The sequence below is a fragment of the Acidocella aquatica genome (genome assembly GCF_030160635.1).
Classification (GTDB): domain Bacteria; phylum Pseudomonadota; class Alphaproteobacteria; order Acetobacterales; family Acetobacteraceae; genus Acidocella; species Acidocella aquatica.
In genome coordinates this window covers 21,812-36,449 of the sequence record NZ_BSOS01000067.1, presented here as the reverse complement: position 1 = coordinate 36,449, position 14,638 = coordinate 21,812, and the positions used below count along the sequence as shown (strand labels likewise).

The 14,638-nt window shown below is 63.9% G+C and carries 16 protein-coding genes; 10 read left to right on the top strand and 6 right to left on the bottom strand.

The annotated features are described in order from the left end of the window. The first annotated feature begins 12 nt into the window (after positions 1 to 12). From QQJ84_RS11015 to QQJ84_RS10975, 9 genes are all read left to right on the top strand, one after another. On the top strand, positions 13 to 387 hold the full coding sequence (locus tag QQJ84_RS11015) for a flagellar protein FliS (protein ID WP_284258239.1): 375 nt from the start codon (positions 13 to 15) through the stop codon (positions 385 to 387). Next, positions 384 to 698 (top strand): flagellar biosynthesis anti-sigma factor FlgM, encoded by a 315-nt coding sequence (gene flgM, locus QQJ84_RS11010; protein WP_284258238.1) that lies wholly within the window; start codon positions 384 to 386, stop codon positions 696 to 698. The genes QQJ84_RS11015 and flgM overlap by 4 nt, the downstream gene beginning before the upstream one ends. Beyond that, a complete protein-coding gene (locus QQJ84_RS11005) occupies positions 698 to 1,162 on the top strand; it encodes a hypothetical protein (RefSeq protein WP_284258237.1) in 465 nt (154 codons plus the stop codon). Before flgM ends, QQJ84_RS11005 begins: the two co-directional genes overlap by 1 nt. Before the next feature lie 197 nt (positions 1,163 to 1,359). After that, positions 1,360 to 2,778 carry an APC family permease gene (locus QQJ84_RS11000; RefSeq protein WP_284258236.1) on the top strand — a complete coding sequence of 473 codons (1,419 nt, stop codon included), beginning with the start codon at positions 1,360 to 1,362 and terminating at the stop codon, positions 2,776 to 2,778. A gap of 111 nt (positions 2,779 to 2,889) precedes the next feature. Then, positions 2,890 to 4,113 (top strand): toxic anion resistance protein, encoded by a 1,224-nt coding sequence (locus QQJ84_RS10995; RefSeq protein ID WP_284258235.1) that lies wholly within the window; start codon positions 2,890 to 2,892, stop codon positions 4,111 to 4,113. Further along, positions 4,110 to 4,490 carry a hypothetical protein gene (locus QQJ84_RS10990; RefSeq protein WP_284258234.1) on the top strand — a complete coding sequence of 127 codons (381 nt, stop codon included), beginning with the start codon at positions 4,110 to 4,112 and terminating at the stop codon, positions 4,488 to 4,490. The genes QQJ84_RS10995 and QQJ84_RS10990 overlap by 4 nt, the downstream gene beginning before the upstream one ends. Continuing rightward, entirely contained in the window at positions 4,490 to 5,407 is a 918-nt protein-coding gene (locus QQJ84_RS10985; protein ID WP_284258233.1) for a heavy metal-binding domain-containing protein, read from the top strand. Before QQJ84_RS10990 ends, QQJ84_RS10985 begins: the two co-directional genes overlap by 1 nt. A gap of 2 nt (positions 5,408 to 5,409) precedes the next feature. Further along, the gene (locus QQJ84_RS10980) at positions 5,410 to 6,225 is read left to right on the top strand and encodes a heavy metal-binding domain-containing protein (protein ID WP_284258232.1); all 816 of its coding nucleotides are present in this window, start codon (positions 5,410 to 5,412) and stop codon (positions 6,223 to 6,225) included. Between the two features lie 17 nt (positions 6,226 to 6,242). After that, positions 6,243 to 7,424, top strand: coding sequence for a BaiN/RdsA family NAD(P)/FAD-dependent oxidoreductase (locus tag QQJ84_RS10975; RefSeq protein ID WP_284258231.1), 1,182 nt, complete (start codon positions 6,243 to 6,245; stop codon positions 7,422 to 7,424). A gap of 120 nt (positions 7,425 to 7,544) precedes the next feature. Here QQJ84_RS10975 and queC read toward each other — a convergent pair whose 3' ends face one another. The 4 genes from queC to QQJ84_RS10955 form a co-directional block, all read right to left on the bottom strand. Next, positions 7,545 to 8,246: a 7-cyano-7-deazaguanine synthase QueC gene (queC, locus tag QQJ84_RS10970; RefSeq protein WP_284258230.1), complete on the bottom strand. Its 702-nt coding sequence runs from the start codon at positions 8,244 to 8,246 to the stop codon at positions 7,545 to 7,547. A 72-nt stretch (positions 8,247 to 8,318) separates the two neighbouring features. Then, positions 8,319 to 9,236: a methylisocitrate lyase gene (gene prpB, locus QQJ84_RS10965; protein WP_284258229.1), complete on the bottom strand. Its 918-nt coding sequence runs from the start codon at positions 9,234 to 9,236 to the stop codon at positions 8,319 to 8,321. A 59-nt stretch (positions 9,237 to 9,295) separates the two neighbouring features. Further along, positions 9,296 to 10,441, bottom strand: coding sequence for a bifunctional 2-methylcitrate synthase/citrate synthase (gene prpC, locus QQJ84_RS10960; RefSeq protein WP_284258228.1), 1,146 nt, complete (start codon positions 10,439 to 10,441; stop codon positions 9,296 to 9,298). 14 nt (positions 10,442 to 10,455) lie between these two features. Further along, on the bottom strand, positions 10,456 to 11,955 hold the full coding sequence (locus tag QQJ84_RS10955) for an MmgE/PrpD family protein (RefSeq protein WP_284258227.1): 1,500 nt from the start codon (positions 11,953 to 11,955) through the stop codon (positions 10,456 to 10,458). 192 nt (positions 11,956 to 12,147) lie between these two features. Between QQJ84_RS10955 and QQJ84_RS10950 the strand changes: the two genes are divergently transcribed. Then, positions 12,148 to 13,554, top strand: coding sequence for a helix-turn-helix domain-containing protein (locus QQJ84_RS10950; RefSeq protein WP_284258226.1), 1,407 nt, complete (start codon positions 12,148 to 12,150; stop codon positions 13,552 to 13,554). Positions 13,555 to 13,556: 2 nt separating this feature from the next. Here the strand turns inward: QQJ84_RS10950 and QQJ84_RS10945 are convergent, their stop codons facing one another. Together QQJ84_RS10945 and QQJ84_RS10940 are read right to left on the bottom strand one after the other, a co-directional pair. Further along, the gene (locus tag QQJ84_RS10945) at positions 13,557 to 14,060 is read right to left on the bottom strand and encodes a TadE/TadG family type IV pilus assembly protein (RefSeq protein ID WP_284258225.1); all 504 of its coding nucleotides are present in this window, start codon (positions 14,058 to 14,060) and stop codon (positions 13,557 to 13,559) included. Next, entirely contained in the window at positions 14,048 to 14,638 is a 591-nt protein-coding gene (locus tag QQJ84_RS10940) for a TadE/TadG family type IV pilus assembly protein (protein ID WP_284258224.1), read from the bottom strand. The genes QQJ84_RS10945 and QQJ84_RS10940 overlap by 13 nt, the downstream gene beginning before the upstream one ends.

The window sequence follows — 14,638 nt, the reverse complement described above, 5'->3', positions numbered from 1 at the left end:
TCGGACATGAGCATGGACATAACAACAGGCTACCGGGCTGGCATGTTCGACGGCGAGGCGGATGTCTCCTGGCTGCGCCAAGGCTGGCGCGGATTGCGCTTTTACGGCAAGCGCGCGAAAGCGGCGATCGAGGCGGGGGACATTCAAACCAAGTCTGAAATGATCCTGCGCGCCGATCAACTGCTCGACATCATGGCCGGCATCCTCGATACTGAAGCGAACTCAACCCTCGGCCCGGCCCTGATGACGGTCTACACCGCCCTGCGCTACACTCTGTTCCGGGCCAATGCCGGGAATGACCCGGCCGCGCTGGACGATTTCGAGACCGCCCTGGCCTTTTTGGACCGTGACATGATAAAATCATCTGAAAGCGCGATAGCCGCATGACAAACACCATTCCGCCGCTCTCCCAACTGCCACTGCCGCAAACGGCGCCGGCGCAAACGGCCCCGGCGCAAACGCCGCCGCCAGCCGAAACCGCCGGGCCGCCGCAGGCTCCGCCCGCGCAGACTGACTCTGTGACCCTGAGCGCCGCGGCGCAAACCAGCACGCAGCTGCTCGGCGCCGCCCGCGCCTCTGAGGGCATCAACCACGCCGCCGTGGTCCAGATCCGTGGCGCCTTGCAGTCCGGCACCTATAACGTCCCGCCCGAAAAACTCGCCCAGGCCATCGCCACGGTGTTGAAAGAATCAAAATAATGAGCATTGCCGGGCAGTTTCGTCCCCTTCCGCATGGCGCAAAGCCGCTTCCCGTCGCCAGCATCCTGCAACAGGGGCTCAACCTTGTGGAAGACCTCAGCCAAAAACTGCAAACCCTCGACTCCCTGATGCTCACCGGCAAACCGAACGAAATCTCCGCCGCCGCCACGGTGGTGGAAACGGCGCTCAAATCCGCCTCCCCGGCCTTTGCCGAAATCGCCGGTGCCATGGGCCAGCTCGGCGCCTGCAACCTCGCCGCCGCCGCCGCGCAACTGCGCCAGATCGAGGAGGAAGACGCAGCCGGCCTGGCGGAGGCCTTGCGCTTCGCCCTGGCGCGTTTCGCCAAACGCTCCGCCGGGGCCAATCGCCGCGCCCAACAGCTCAACCGGGGCCTTAATGCCGCCCTGAAAACCCTCCAGGCCCTGGGTGTGCAGGAGAGCGGGCGCCTGATCGCGGAAGCTTGAACGCCTTCCCAAAACGGAAACACTGTCTCAAAATGGAACGAAAATAGCCGTTCCCCCGCGCCTTCGCCCCTGCAACTGTAGATGGAACATGGCCCCAAAGGCCGGGTTCCGGGCCTGAGAGGTTGACGAATCCCCTCTTAGGACCGAAGCTTACCGCGCGATTACACCCATCACATAATTCAGGGAGCAAAAACAACATGAGCGCACCAGCACGGGACGGGCATCGTCTCGCCAAGGATAGTCTGGGACTATCCCAGATTATTGCCTCGACACTGGCGAACATCGCCCCGGCCATGAGCTTCTTCTTTGGCTTTGGCCTTATCGTCTCCGGTGCCGGAGTCGGCGCCCCGCTCACCATCCTCACCGCCATGGTGGTTATCCTCTTTCTCACCAACACGCTGGCCGAGTTCTCCAAATACCGCCCCAGCACCGGCTCCTTCGTCACCTTCATCGGCATGTCCTTCGGCCCGTTCGCCGGTGCCGCCGCCTCCATCTTCGTGGTGGTCGGCTATTGCATCGCGGCTTCCTCGGTCGTCGTCATCGCCGGCGGCTGGGCGGCCAGCACGCTCCAGCTCTTCCTGGGCATCAACGTTCCCTGGCAGGTGCTCAGCATCATCGTCACCGGCATCGTCGGCCTGCTCGTCTCGCGCGGCATCAGCCTGTCCACCACCTGGGCGGCGATCTTCTTCTATTTCGAGCTGATCCTGCTGCTCATCGGCGCGGTCATCATGCTCTGGGTCAACCGCGCCACCCTCTCCTGGCAGCCTCTGATGTTCTCCAGCATCACCGGCGGCTGGAAGGGCATCGGCCTTGGCTTCCCCCTCGCCATCTACCTCTTCATCGGCTGGGAAAACTCGGCCATGCTGGCTGAGGAGACCACCAACCCCCGCCGCAACGTGCCGCGCGCGCTCATCACCGGCACGCTGGCCATCGGCATCCTCTACATGTTCCTCGCCTTCGCGACCGAGAACGCCTTCAAGAACAATCTCGCCGCGATCAGCGCCTCGACCATCCCCTTCGTCGATGCCTTCAAGGCTTCCGCGGCCGGGCTGCTCATCGTCGCCTACATCGCCGGTGTGACCAGCATTTTCTCCTCGCTCATCGGTCTGACCAATGCGCAGGCGCGTATTCTGTTCAGCTCCTCGCGCGAGGGCCTGCTGCCGACCTTCTTCGGCAAAATCCACCCGCAGCACAAAACACCGCACACCGCGATGTGGACCTACATCCTCGTCGCCCTGGCGATCGTGCTGGTGTTCGGCTACGCCTATAACATTGACCCGGTCACCCTCTTTGGCGACACCGGCACCCTGGGCACCATCCCCGTGATCGTGACCTACCTGCTCACCAACCTGGCCCTCCCGGTCTACATGCTGCGTTACCACCGGGAAGATTTCAGCCCGATCAAGCACCTCATCCTCCCCCTGCTGGGCACCGGCGCCATGCTGTTCCCGCTCTGGGGTCTGGTGCAGCCGGGTCAGCCCTATCCGTTCAACCTCTATCCCAAGCTGGCGCTCGCCCTGCTGATCTTCTCGGTCATCTACGGCGCCATCCTGGCCAAGCGTAACCCGGATCTGGTGCAGCGCATCGGCTCCTACGTCGCGGACGAAGAGTACTAATCGTCTCCGCCAAACAATCGGGGCGGCGCCGCGAGGTGCCGCCCTTTTTTTGTGTGGTTGCCCTGCCACGCCGCCTTCGGCTAGGCTCCCCGCCATCCGCCGGAGTTCAGCATGCCTCAGACGATTTCCGCCGCCCCGCTCGACCTTTCCGTGTTTGACAATCTGGACCCACCCACCCCCGCCCCGGCGCAGGCGGTCACACCCGCCGCCGCCAACCCCGCCCTGGCGCCCGAACCGCCGCCCGAGCGGCTGGTTGAAGTCGCCAACCTCTCCCCCGAAGACCTCGCCGCCGCCACCGCCTCGGCGGCCAAGATAGATTTCGCCCAGACCACCACCCTGCTTGCCCATGGTGACGGCGTATTGGCCAACATCGCCGCCGCCTCGCGCCAGCTGCTCACCGGGGTGCGCCTGGGTGACGCGGGCGAGGCCGGGCGCATCGCTGCTTCGGTGATCGATGGCATCAAAATCCTGCGCATCCAGGATCTCCAGGCCGAATCCCAAACCGGCGCGCATAAAAAGGGCCTGGTCGGCAAGCTGCTCGGCGCCATCGCGGATGCCAACACCGCCTTCAAGGGCTTTGCCGAAAACCGCAAAAAATTCCTCACCCTCATGGACGACCAGCAGGCCAAGGCGCGCAAAACCAAGGCCGACCTCGCCGTCACCATCGAGCTGCTGGACCAGCAGGCCCTGGCCATCCGCCAATCCCTGCACGGGCTGAAAATCGAAATCGCAGCCGGGCAGATCGCGCTCGACCGCGCGCAGGCCGAGCTGGAAGCCAAGCGCCAGCACGCCGTGCAAACCAACGACCCCGCCGACGCCGCCGAGGTCCAGGCTTTCAGGGGCGCGATTGCCAATTTCCGGAGCAAAATAGCGGATATGCGCGAGGCCCTGGTCGGCTCGGCCATGCTCATCCCCATCATCGGCCAGAACCGCTCGGCGGCTGAAACCCGCATGATGAAAATCTCCAACGGCCTGCTGGTGGTCATCCCCCGCCTCATGGCCGTGGCCTCGCAGGCCGTGGTGCAGGTGGAAATCCGCAACGCCGCCGAGGCTTCGGCCAAGCTGGAGGAGGCCAACCGCCAGATCACCCTGCTCGCCGCCAAGGGCGCGCACGAGGCCGCCACCTCCGCCGCCCGCTCGCTCGGCGGCGATCCGCGCAATATCGAGGTTCTGGCCCAGGTGGCCGATGAGGCCATCGCCAGCATGAACGAGGTTATCGACATCGAACGCGAAGTCGCCGCCGCCGATGCCGGGCGCGAACAGAAACTGGCGGAGATCCGCGATAAACTCGTGCGCGGCATGCAGGGCGCCAACGCGCGGGCCATCGCCCCATGAGCGAGCTGGATTTTGACATGCAGGCCGCCTGGCTGCGCCGCTTCTCGGCCGACGCCCAGAGCAACCTCGGCGCCTTCGCGCGGCGGCTGAAGGAGGCGATGCCCGAGCTGGTCAGCATCCAGGAGAAAAAGGGCTTCTTCGCCAAAACCGGCACCATCACCGGCGTCACCATCGAGCTGGGCGAGAACCGCTACAGGCTGGAGCTTGCCGGCGGGCGGTTGCAGGCCAGCATCGGCATGGTGGTGCGCGGCATCACGCTCAACACCAAGACCATGGACCCGGCCGAATGGTTCGCCCGCCTCGCGCAGGAGACCGCGAACGCCTCGGCCCATGCGCAAAGCCTGAGCGCCTCGCTGCAACAGTTCATGGCAAGCTGATGGGGCTCTTCGACCGCTTCAAACCCAAGGCCCCCGCGCCGGAGGAGCTGCGCCGTCAGGCGGACATTCTCATGAGCCTGCGCGGCAACCGCATCCCCACCGCTACGCTGGAGCGGCTGCAAGGTGCTGCCTCCGGCGCCAAACCCTGGATGGCGACCCTCACCCCGGCGGAGCTGCTCATCACGCGCTCGCACGGGCTTAAACCCATCGCCGCTATCTCCGCCACCTGCTGGCTGCATTACGGTTTTTCATGGACTCTGGGCCATTCCCAGGGCTGGGAAGCCGCCCTGGCGCGCCTGGCGCAAGAGGCCAAGGCCTGCGGCGCCAACGCGGTGCTCGATGTGAAGATGCGCACCATCCCGCTTGAGACCGGCGAGAGCATGGATTTCACCCTGCTCGGCACGGCGGTGAAAATTGATGGCCTGGCGCCCTCGCCAGACCCGATCATCGCCACCGTCCCGGCCTTGGAGTTCGTGAAGCTGCTGGAGGCCGATGTGGTCCCCACCGGCATTGCCATCGGCGCGCATTATCAATGGCTGAGCGACTGGAACAACAGCGCCAACCAGGCGTGGATGGGCAATATCGAGGCGCCGCAGCTCTCGGCCCTGTGGAACGATGTGCGCAACCGCGCACATGCGAATTTGCGCGAATCCGCCCGCCCGCGCGGCAATGGCGTGCTCGCGCATGTGAATTTCTCCCAGATGTTTGACCGCGAACGCGAGGTGAACGAGCGCAAGTTCAAGGAATATCTGGCGCGCTACATCGTCATCGCGACAACGGTGGACGCGCGGCGCGGCACGCCGCTGCCGCATGATATTTCCATGGTGGTGGATATGTGCGCCGGCAAAACCCCGCTACAGGGCAGCAAGCCTCACCACCAATCCTACGCCAGCAACGAACGAGACGGAGCCATCTAGCCATGACATTGGATCTTCCCGCCCACGCGCAGGAGCGTTTAAAAGGACTGCGCGGCAGCGCGCATTCCACCGGGGTTTTCACCTCGGATTTCTCGGTCAATGAATTCCTGCTGGTGCGCAAGGCGGGGTTCGAGCCGATTGGCCTGTGCGTCGGCTCCTGCGTGTATCATGTCGGCATTCAATACGGCTCATGGTCCAAGAGCCAGGAGATGGATGTGCTCTCCAAGGCCATGTATCATGCGCGCGAGCTGGCGATGTCGCGCATGCGCGCCGAAGCCTCCGCCATGGGGGCCGATGGCATTGTTGGTGTCAAACTCACCATCAAACGCCTGGAGTGGGACGAGCAGCTGCTTGAATTCATCGCCATCGGCACCGGCGTTGTGCATGGCGAGGGGCATAAGGGCTTCCGCGCGCATGATGGCGGGCCTTTCACCTCTGATCTATCGGGCCAGGATTTCTGGTCCCTGCTGCATGCCGGCTACCGCCCGGTGGAGATGGTGATGGGCAGTTGCGTCTATCATGTCGCGCATCGCGGCGTGCTCTCAGGGCTGGGCACGGTGGGGCGCAATGTGGAGTTGGAGAATTTCACCGCCGCGATGTATGAGGCGCGCGAAATCGCGGTCGAGCGCATGCAGTTCGAGGCGGCGGCCGCCAAGGCCGAAGGCGTCGTGGGGGTGGATATTCATGAAGGCAGTTTCGGCTGGAAAACCCATGTGATCGAATTCTTCGCCATCGGCACGGCGGTTTTGCCGCTGGATCAGGAAATCGCCCCGGATAAAATCCCAGACCCGATCATGGTGCTCTCGGTCAACGACTAGAGTAAGGACCAGATATTTTGGCGCATAAACACTACGACGCCGTGATCATCGGCGCCGGGGCGGCCGGGCTGTTCTGCGCGGCGATGGCGGGGCGGCGCGGCAAAAAAATCCTGGTGCTTGACCATGTGGTGGAACCGGGCGCCAAAATCCTCATCTCGGGCGGCGGGCGCTGCAATTTCACCAACGCTAAGGTTGGGGGTGAGAACTTCATCTCGAAAAATCCGAATTTCTGCAAATCCGCGCTGGCCAGTTTCAAGCCGCAGGATTTCATCGCGCTGGTCGAGGCGCATGGTATAAAATATCACGAGAAAAAACTCGGGCAGTTGTTCTGTGATAATTCCGCGAAGGAAATTCTGGCGATGCTGCTGGGCCTGTGCAGCGCCGCCGGGGTGGAGTTGCGCACTGGGCACAGCGTCACCGAAATTTCAAAAGCCGAGCATTTTCGTGTGGAAACCACGGCCGGCACCGTGGAATCCACCGCTTTGGTGCTGGCAACCGGGGGGCTCTCGATCCCCAAGATGGGCGCCACAGGATTTTCGTATGAGATGGCGCGCAAGTTTGGCCTTGGCATCGTGGAGACCCGCCCCGGCCTGGTGCCTTTGGTGTTCACCGGCGAGCGCTGGGCCTGGATGCAGGGGCTGAGCGGCGTCTCGTTTGACTCCATCGCCAGCCACGGCAAGCGCAAGTTCCGCGAGAACACCCTCTTCACCCATCGCGGCCTCTCCGGCCCGGCGATTTTGCAAATCTCCTCCTACCTGCCGCCGGGCGGCGCGCTGGTGCTGGATATGCTCCCCGGCCAGGACGCCTATGAGGTGCTGCTGGAACGCAAGGCCAGCCGCAAAAAGGCCGAGCTGAAAACCGTATTGGGAGAATTCCTGCCCGCGCGCCTCGCGCATGCGCTGCTGCAACCGCCGCTTGGCAACCACACCATTGGCGACATGCCCAATAAAGCGCTGAGAAACACAGCGGAGATGATAAACCGCTTCACCCTCACCCCGGCGGGAACCGAGGGCTACGCCAAGGCCGAGGTCACGGTGGGCGGGGTGGATACCGATGGCCTGTTCTCAAAAACCATGGGCGCGCGCGAGGTGCCGGGGCTGTTTGTCATAGGCGAGGCGGTGGACGTGACCGGCTGGCTTGGCGGTTATAATTTCCAATGGGCCTGGTCCAGCGGCCATAGCGCGGCGCTGGCGCTGTAGAGCGCGAGCGCGCTCCAGGTGCTTCACGTGAAGCATTTGTGAGGATTCCGGCGTAACGTGCTGTTAGTTCAGCTTAATTTTTTACTTGCACCCCAATTTGTGCGGGTTTGGTACGAAAAATCAACGAGTTTTGTATTGTGCGTAACCTTGGGCGCGTAGCGCGCAGGCCGGGCAGGCGCCGCAGCCGTAGCCCCAGCCGTGCAGCTGGCCGCGCTCGCCGTTGTAGCAGGTGTGGGTGCCGGTGCGGATCAGTTCGACCAGCGCCGCGCCGCCCAGGGTTTCGGCGAGTTTCCAGGTCTGCGCCTTGTCGATCCACATCAGCGGGGTATGCAGCACGAAATTCGTATCCATGCCGGTGTTGAGCGCCAGTTGCATGGCTTTCACCGAATCATCGCGGCAATCCGGGTAGCCGGAAAAATCGGTTTCGCACATGCCGCCGATGATGTGGCGCGCGCCACGGCGATAGGCCAGCATGGCGGCGAAGGTGAGGAAGACGAGGTTGCGGCCGGGGACAAAGGTGGTGGGCAGGCCGGAGGCGGCGAGGGTGATCTCGCTCTCGCGTGTGAGGGCGGATTCAGAGACCTGGCCGAGCACGGCCAGGTCGATCACATGGTCCTCGCCCAGCTTCTGCGCCCAGGCGGGGAAACCGGCGCGGATGGCCTCGCGGACCGGGGCGCGCACCGACATCTCGATGTTGTGGCGCTGGCCATAAGTGAAACCAAGGGTCTCGACCGCGGCGAAATTTTCCAGCGCCCAGGCGAGGCAGGTGGTGGAGTCCTGCCCGCCGGAGAACAGAACGAGGGCTTTGTTGTTTTGGTCCATGCGCCCTTGAGTCGCCGGATTGGCGCGCGGCGTCAAGCGTCATGCCCGCCGGAGCGGGCATGACGGGGGTGGTTAACGCGAGATGACTTCCGGGACGATGGTTTTCACGATGGTGGCGTCCAGCGCCTCGAAACCCTCGTAGTCGATGGTCGCGTAGAGGTCCTTGCGGGTCAGCATCTGGTCCACGCAGTTTTGAGCGCCGCCGTCCTTCATGATGCTCTGGTAGAGTTTCTCCTGCGCCAGCGCCGCGACGCGCAGGCTGGTGACCGGCCAGATCAGCATTTTATAGCCGAAGGCTTCGAACTGGTCCTTGGTGTAGAACGGCGTGCGGCCGAACTCGGTCATGTTGGCGAGCAGCGGCACGCCGGGCATGCGGGCGGCGAATTCACGGAACATTTCCTCGGTGTTGAGCGCCTCGGGGAAGATCGCGTCCGCGCCGGCTTCCATGTAGAGCTTGGCGCGGGCCACGGCACCGTCCATGCCCTCGGAGGCGGCGGCATCGGTGCGGGCGATGATGTAGAGGTGGCGGCGCGCGTGGGCGGCGGCGGAGATTTTTGCTGCCATGTCCTGCGGGGTTGCCAGTTTTTTGTCGTTCAGATGGCCGCATTTTTTGGGCAGGATCTGGTCTTCGAGATGCACGGCGGCGGCGCCGGAATCCTCGAAGGCGCGGACCATGTGCATCACGTTCAGGGCTTCGCCGTAGCCGGTGTCGCCATCGACCAATACCGGCAGGCCGGAGGCGCGGGTGACCTGTTTGATGAAGAAGCAGACTTCATCAACGGTGATGATGCCAAGGTCGGGCAGGCCCATGGAGGCGGTCATCGCGGCGCCTGAGAGGTAGCAGGCGTTGAAGCCGGCGGCTTTCGCCTGCTGCGAGGCGAGGCCGTTATGGGTGCCGGGCAGGGGCAAAATACCGGGGCGGGCGAGCAGGGCGCGGAAGCGTTCGCCGGCGGATTGGGTGGGGAGGTCTGATGCGCGCAAATAAGGCATGATGATAATTCCTTGAGAGGAAAAAAATCCCCGCCAGGATAACCCGGCGGGGGGAGCGGCTAGCGTTTCGCCAGGGGCACGAATTCCAGGTTCTCCGGGCCGACATAGTTGGCGGAGGGCCGGATGATCTTGCCGTCGATCCGCTGCTCGATGACATGCGCGCTCCAGCCGGAGGTGCGCGAGATCACGAACAGGGGGGTGAACATGAGAGTGGGAACGCCCATCATGTGGTAGGAAACGGCCGAGAACCAGTCAAGGTTCGGGAACATTTTCTTGATGTCGGCCATGACCCCTTCGAGACGTTCGGCGATGTCGAACATCTTGGTGGAACCGGCTTCATCGGAAAGCTTTTTGGCAACGCGCTTGATGACGACGTTGCGCGGGTCGGCGATGGTGTAGACCGGGTGGCCAAAGCCGATGACGACCTCCTTGTTGGCGACGCGGGCGCGGATGTCGGCCTCGGCCTCGTCCGGGTTGGCGTAGCGCTTCTGGATTTCGAACGCGACCTCGTTGGCGCCGCCATGTTTGGGCCCGCGCAGGGCGCCGATGCCGCCGGTGATGGCGGAATAGACGTCCGACCCGGTGCCGGCGATGACGCGGGCGGCGAAGGTGGAGGCGTTGAACTCATGCTCGGCGTAGAGCACCAGCGAGGTGTGCATGGCGCGCACCCAGCTCTCGGAAGGCACAGTGCCGTGCAGCAGGTGCAGGAAATGGCCGCCGATGGAATCATCGCCGGTCTCCACCTCGATGCGTTTGCCGTTGGTGGAGAAATGATACCAGTAGAGCAGCGCCGAACCCAGCGAGGCCATGAGACGGTCCGCGATGTCCTTGGCGCCCGGCTCGTTATGGTCATGGGCTTCGGGCAGGATGGTGCCAAGCGCTGAGACGTAGGTACGCATGACATCCATCGGGTGGGCGCTTGCGGGAATGGCTTCCAGCACGATCTTCACCGCGGCCGGCAGGCCCCGCAGCGCGCGCAGCTTTTGCTTGTAGGCTTTCAGCTCCGCGGCGTTGGGCAGGGTGCCGTGGACGAGGAGATGCGCGATCTCCTCGAACTCACAGGCATCCGCGACGTCGAGAATATCGTAGCCCCGGTAATGCAGATCGTTGCCGGAGCGGCCGACGGTGCAAAGGGCGGTGTTGCCGGCGGCAACACCTGAGAGGGCGACGGATTTCTTCGGCTTGGGCAGGACGCTTTCGCTCATGTATGTGTCCCTTCTCAGAAGATGCCGGGTTTGGAGTCGAGCAGTTCGCCAGCCGGGAGCGCCACGTTGAGGCTGGAGAGTTCGCCGGCGCTGAGCTTGGGCAGGTTTTGCACGGCCTCGAGGAAGCGGTTGCTCTCGCGGGTGGTGATGATGCCGTTGGTGAGCTGCTGGAACTTGTTGATGTAGTCGGCGCGGCCGAACGGCTTGGCGCCGAGCGGGTGGGCGTTGGCGACGGCCATTTCGTCGACCAGCTTCGAGCCGTCCTTGAAGAGAATCTCGACGCGGGCGCCGAAGGCTTTCTCGGCAATGTCCAGCGTGTGGTAGCGGCGGGTCCATTCCGGGTCTTCAACGGTTTCGATTTTGTGCCACAGGCGCACGGTGTCAGCGCGGCCGGCGCGCTTGGGCGCGTAGGAGGTTTCGTGGTTCCAGAAACCATCCTGCAGGGCCACCGCGAAGATGTACATGATCGAGTGGTCGAGCGTCTCGCGGCTCGCCTTCGGGTCCATTTTCTGCGGGTCGTTGGCGCCGGTGCCGATGACGTAGTGGGTGTGGTGCGAGGTGTGGATGATGATCTTCTCGATGGCATCCACATTCTCGATGGAATCGCGCATGCGGAAGGCGAGGTCGATCAGCGCCTGGGACTGGTATTCGGCCGAGTGCTCCTTTGTGTAGGTGTCCATGATGGCGCGCTTGGCTTCGCCGGGGATCGGCAGGGGGACGTGATAGACCGCGTCCTTGCCGCCGAGCAGCCAGGCGATGACGGAGTCTTCACCCTCATAGATCGGGCTCGGCGCACCCTCGCCGCGCATCACGCGGTCCACCGCCTCAACGGCCAGCTTGCCGGCGTGGGCGGGGGCGAAGGCCTTCCAGGAGGAGATTTCACCCTTGCGGCTCTGGCGCGTGGTGAAGGAGACATGCACGGCCTGTTGCACGGCCTGGTAGATGACATCCTGCTTGAGGCCGAGCAGGGTGCCGATGCCGGCGGCCTGGGCGGGGCAGAGATGGGCGATATGGTCGATTTTATGTTCGTGCAGGCAGATCGCCTTCACCAGATCGACCTGGATTTCATACCCCGTGGCGATGCCGCGGATGAGGTCGCGGCCGGATTTTTCCATGGTCTGGGCAACAGCCAGGATGGGGGGGATGTTGTCGCCGGGGTGGGAGTAGTCGGCGGCGAGGAAAGTGTCGTGATAGTCAAGCTCACGCACCGCGGTGCCGTTGGCCCAGGCGGCCCATTCGGGGGAGACGGTGACGCGGGCAGGGGCGCCGAAGATTTGCGCGCCGCCTTTGCGGGCGTGGCCGAGGGCGCCGCCGCGGGCGGAGACCACCGGGCGGCGGTTGACGGAGGCGATGGCGACGGAGGCGTTGTCGATGATGCGGTTGATGATCATGTCGGTCACGTCTTTGGTGACGGCGACTTTGTCGGCGGCGACGCCGGCGATTTTCCAGGCCAGCTGGTCTTCACGCTTCAGCGTGACTTTTGAGGGATAAACGCGAACTTCGTTGAGTTTCATGTTCCGGTGGCTCCTTGGTCTTTTGTGTCTGGTGGCTTTGGCGTCTGGGGTGTTTGGCGCGCAGGCGGTTGTTCGCGCGGGGCGCGAGGTCCGGCGTGTTCATCGCGCCAAACGCCGGGGGCGTCCAGGGTTTGGATTGTGGATAATGGCGAACGCCTTGCGCCGGTTTGCAAATTTTGCGAAGAATTTGGCATGACGGAGAAGAAAATATTTGCAGGCGATAGGCTGCGCCGGGCGCGCGAGCAGGCGGGGCTGAAGCAGGCGGCGCTGGCGGTGAGGCTGGAGATTTCGGCCAGTTATCTGAACCAGATTGAGAGTGACCAGCGGCCGCTGACGCCGGCATTGCTGGCGCGGCTGGCGATGGTGCTGAATGTGCCGGAGGTTTATTTCGCGGATAATGAGGATGCCAGGCGCGAGAGCCAGCTGCGCGAGGACCTGGGGGACCCGTTGTTCCGCGCGATGCCGGGGGCGCAGGCGGAGGTGCGGGCGCTGGTGCGCGCGGCGCCGGCGTTTGCGGAGGCGTTCATGACGCTCTACCGCGCCTATAGCGGGCAGGCGGAACAGCGCGCGGCGCGGGCGGGCGGGCCGCTGCCCAGGTTTCCCTATGATGAGGTGCGCGACTGGGTGCAGTCCCGCCAGAACCATTTTGCGGCGCTGGACCATGCGGCGGAGGGGATGTTCGAGGAATGGGGGTTTGCGCCCGCCAGCCTGCGCGAGGATATGCGGCGCTATTTGCGCGATGTGCATGGGATTACCACGGCGCATTCGCCGGGGATGCTGGCGGAGGGGGTGTTCTGGCGGCTGAGCCGGGGCTCTAAGCGGTTGTATCTGGCGGAGGATGTATCGCCGGAGAGCGAGATGTTTTGGCTGGCGCATGTGATCGGCCAGTTGCAGCAGCGGCCCTTGATAGAGCGCGAATTGCGGCGCGCGAAGTTCACCACCGAGGAGGCGCTGGGGCTGGCGCGGATTGCGCTGGCGAATTATTTCGCGGGGGCGCTGATGATGCCCTACGGGATGTTTCATGCGGCGGCGGTGGCGGCGCGCTATGATGTGCAGCGCTTGCAACGGCAGTTTGGCGCGAGTTTTGAGCAGATTTGCCACCGCCTGAGCACGATGCAGCGGCCGGAGCTGCCGGGGATACCGTTTTATTTCGCCAAGACCGATATTGCCGGGAATATATTGAAGCGCAGCAGCGCCACGCGGTTTCAGTTCGCGCAGTTTGGCGGGCCTTGTCCGCTTTGGAATGTGTACCGGGCGTTCGCGCGGCCGGGGGAGATTTTGGTGCAGCTGGCCAGCACGCCGGATAATATGAGCTATTTGAACATCGCGCGGACCGTTGGGCGGGGCGGGGGGTCTTATTTGAGCCGGCCGCGCGCGGTGGCGGTGGTGTTGGGGTGCGAGATACGATACGCGCCGCTGACGGTGTATGCGGCGGGGCTGGATTTGGGCAACCCGGATGCGGCGGACCCGATCGGGCCGGGGTGCCGGGCGTGCGAGCGCACGAATTGCCGCCACCGCTCCGTGCCGCCGATGGGCCATGCGCTGGATATGGGCACGGCCGAGCGCGGGGTTGTGCCCTACCGGTTGAAGCCGGGCTGAGGCTACTGAACCTCGATTTTGCCCTTTGTGGTGAGGGTTAAAGGTGATGCGATGCCGGGGAGCTTGATCGGCAGGCTGAGGCTCGTGGTCAGCTTATAGGTGACGTAGGTTTGTTGAATTTGGGTTGAGGAACATTGGCCGGGGCCAGTTGCCGCGGCGTAGGTGGGCGTGGTGCCGGGGGTGACGCAGGCATAGGTGAGCGAGCCGTTGGCCGCCCCCGAGGAGAGCGTGGCGGGAAGGGTGACCTGATAGACGGATGCGCTGTTGATGGCTGTGATGATCTCTTGCAGCTGGGTCTGGTTGTCGGCGGTTAGCGGGTTGGTCCAGGCGAAATAATAAAGTGCCTGGAGCGCTGTGTTGAGCTGGGCCTGCGCGGTGATGATGATGACGAAGTCCGATGCGCCAAGGGCGAGTGGCAGTAGGAAAAAGCTGGTGACCAGCGCGAACTCCACGGCGACGCTGGCCCTGCGGCCGCGCTGGAGGAGGCGGCGGATCAGGACTGACATGACGGCGAGACGACGGTTGGAATGTCAAAACTGCCCATGACGGTGGCGGCGGTGGTGATGCTCAGAGGGATGCCTTTGGCGAACATGTTAAAGCCGATCGGGGACCAGAGGTATTTGACGGTGAGGGTGAGATACACGCCGTTCCATTCCGGGGCGCCGCTGCTTGTGACCCCGGTGCCCGAGCTGTTGTTGGTCCAGGTGGCGGTGATGAGGGGGTTGCTGCCGGTGGCGGTGCCGGCGCCGGGCAGCGGGGGCTGGGCAAAGCCGTTGAAATATGTGGTGATCATGTCGCTTGACGGGCAGGTCATGGTGCCGGTCGTGGCGTATTGGTTGGAGGCATACATGGCGGCCTTGCGGGCCGTGGCCTGAACGCTGTGGGCGAGGGTGCCGAGGGAAAAACCGAGCAGGCCGAAGTTGAGGAGCGCCATGATGAAGGCAAGGAGGGCGAGGCCGGAGAGCGCGAATTCAACGGCCGCGCTGGCGCGCCGGGCGGCGCACAGGCGCCGGATGGTTTGCGTAAATGACAAGGCGGCGCGTAACGCGCGTGCCTGCTTCAGGCGGGTGTCGGGAAATGCCAT

Coding starts and splice junctions, on each gene's coding strand:
- QQJ84_RS10950 (WP_284258226.1), top strand. CDS start 12,148: ATGACGGAGAAGAAAATATTTGCAGGCGATAGGCTGCGCCGGGCGCGC.
- prpB (WP_284258229.1), bottom strand. CDS start 9,236: ATGCCTTATTTGCGCGCATCAGACCTCCCCACCCAATCCGCCGGCGAA.
- QQJ84_RS10980 (WP_284258232.1), top strand. CDS start 5,410: ATGACATTGGATCTTCCCGCCCACGCGCAGGAGCGTTTAAAAGGACTG.
- QQJ84_RS10985 (WP_284258233.1), top strand. CDS start 4,490: ATGGGGCTCTTCGACCGCTTCAAACCCAAGGCCCCCGCGCCGGAGGAG.
- QQJ84_RS11015 (WP_284258239.1), top strand. CDS start 13: ATGGACATAACAACAGGCTACCGGGCTGGCATGTTCGACGGCGAGGCG.
- prpC (WP_284258228.1), bottom strand. CDS start 10,441: ATGAGCGAAAGCGTCCTGCCCAAGCCGAAGAAATCCGTCGCCCTCTCA.
- QQJ84_RS10995 (WP_284258235.1), top strand. CDS start 2,890: ATGCCTCAGACGATTTCCGCCGCCCCGCTCGACCTTTCCGTGTTTGAC.
- QQJ84_RS10955 (WP_284258227.1), bottom strand. CDS start 11,955: ATGAAACTCAACGAAGTTCGCGTTTATCCCTCAAAAGTCACGCTGAAG.
- QQJ84_RS10945 (WP_284258225.1), bottom strand. CDS start 14,060: ATGTCAGTCCTGATCCGCCGCCTCCTCCAGCGCGGCCGCAGGGCCAGC.
- flgM (WP_284258238.1), top strand. CDS start 384: ATGACAAACACCATTCCGCCGCTCTCCCAACTGCCACTGCCGCAAACG.
- QQJ84_RS11005 (WP_284258237.1), top strand. CDS start 698: ATGAGCATTGCCGGGCAGTTTCGTCCCCTTCCGCATGGCGCAAAGCCG.
- QQJ84_RS10940 (WP_284258224.1), bottom strand. CDS start 14,638: ATGGCATTTCCCGACACCCGCCTGAAGCAGGCACGCGCGTTACGCGCC.
- QQJ84_RS10990 (WP_284258234.1), top strand. CDS start 4,110: ATGAGCGAGCTGGATTTTGACATGCAGGCCGCCTGGCTGCGCCGCTTC.
- queC (WP_284258230.1), bottom strand. CDS start 8,246: ATGGACCAAAACAACAAAGCCCTCGTTCTGTTCTCCGGCGGGCAGGAC.
- QQJ84_RS11000 (WP_284258236.1), top strand. CDS start 1,360: ATGAGCGCACCAGCACGGGACGGGCATCGTCTCGCCAAGGATAGTCTG.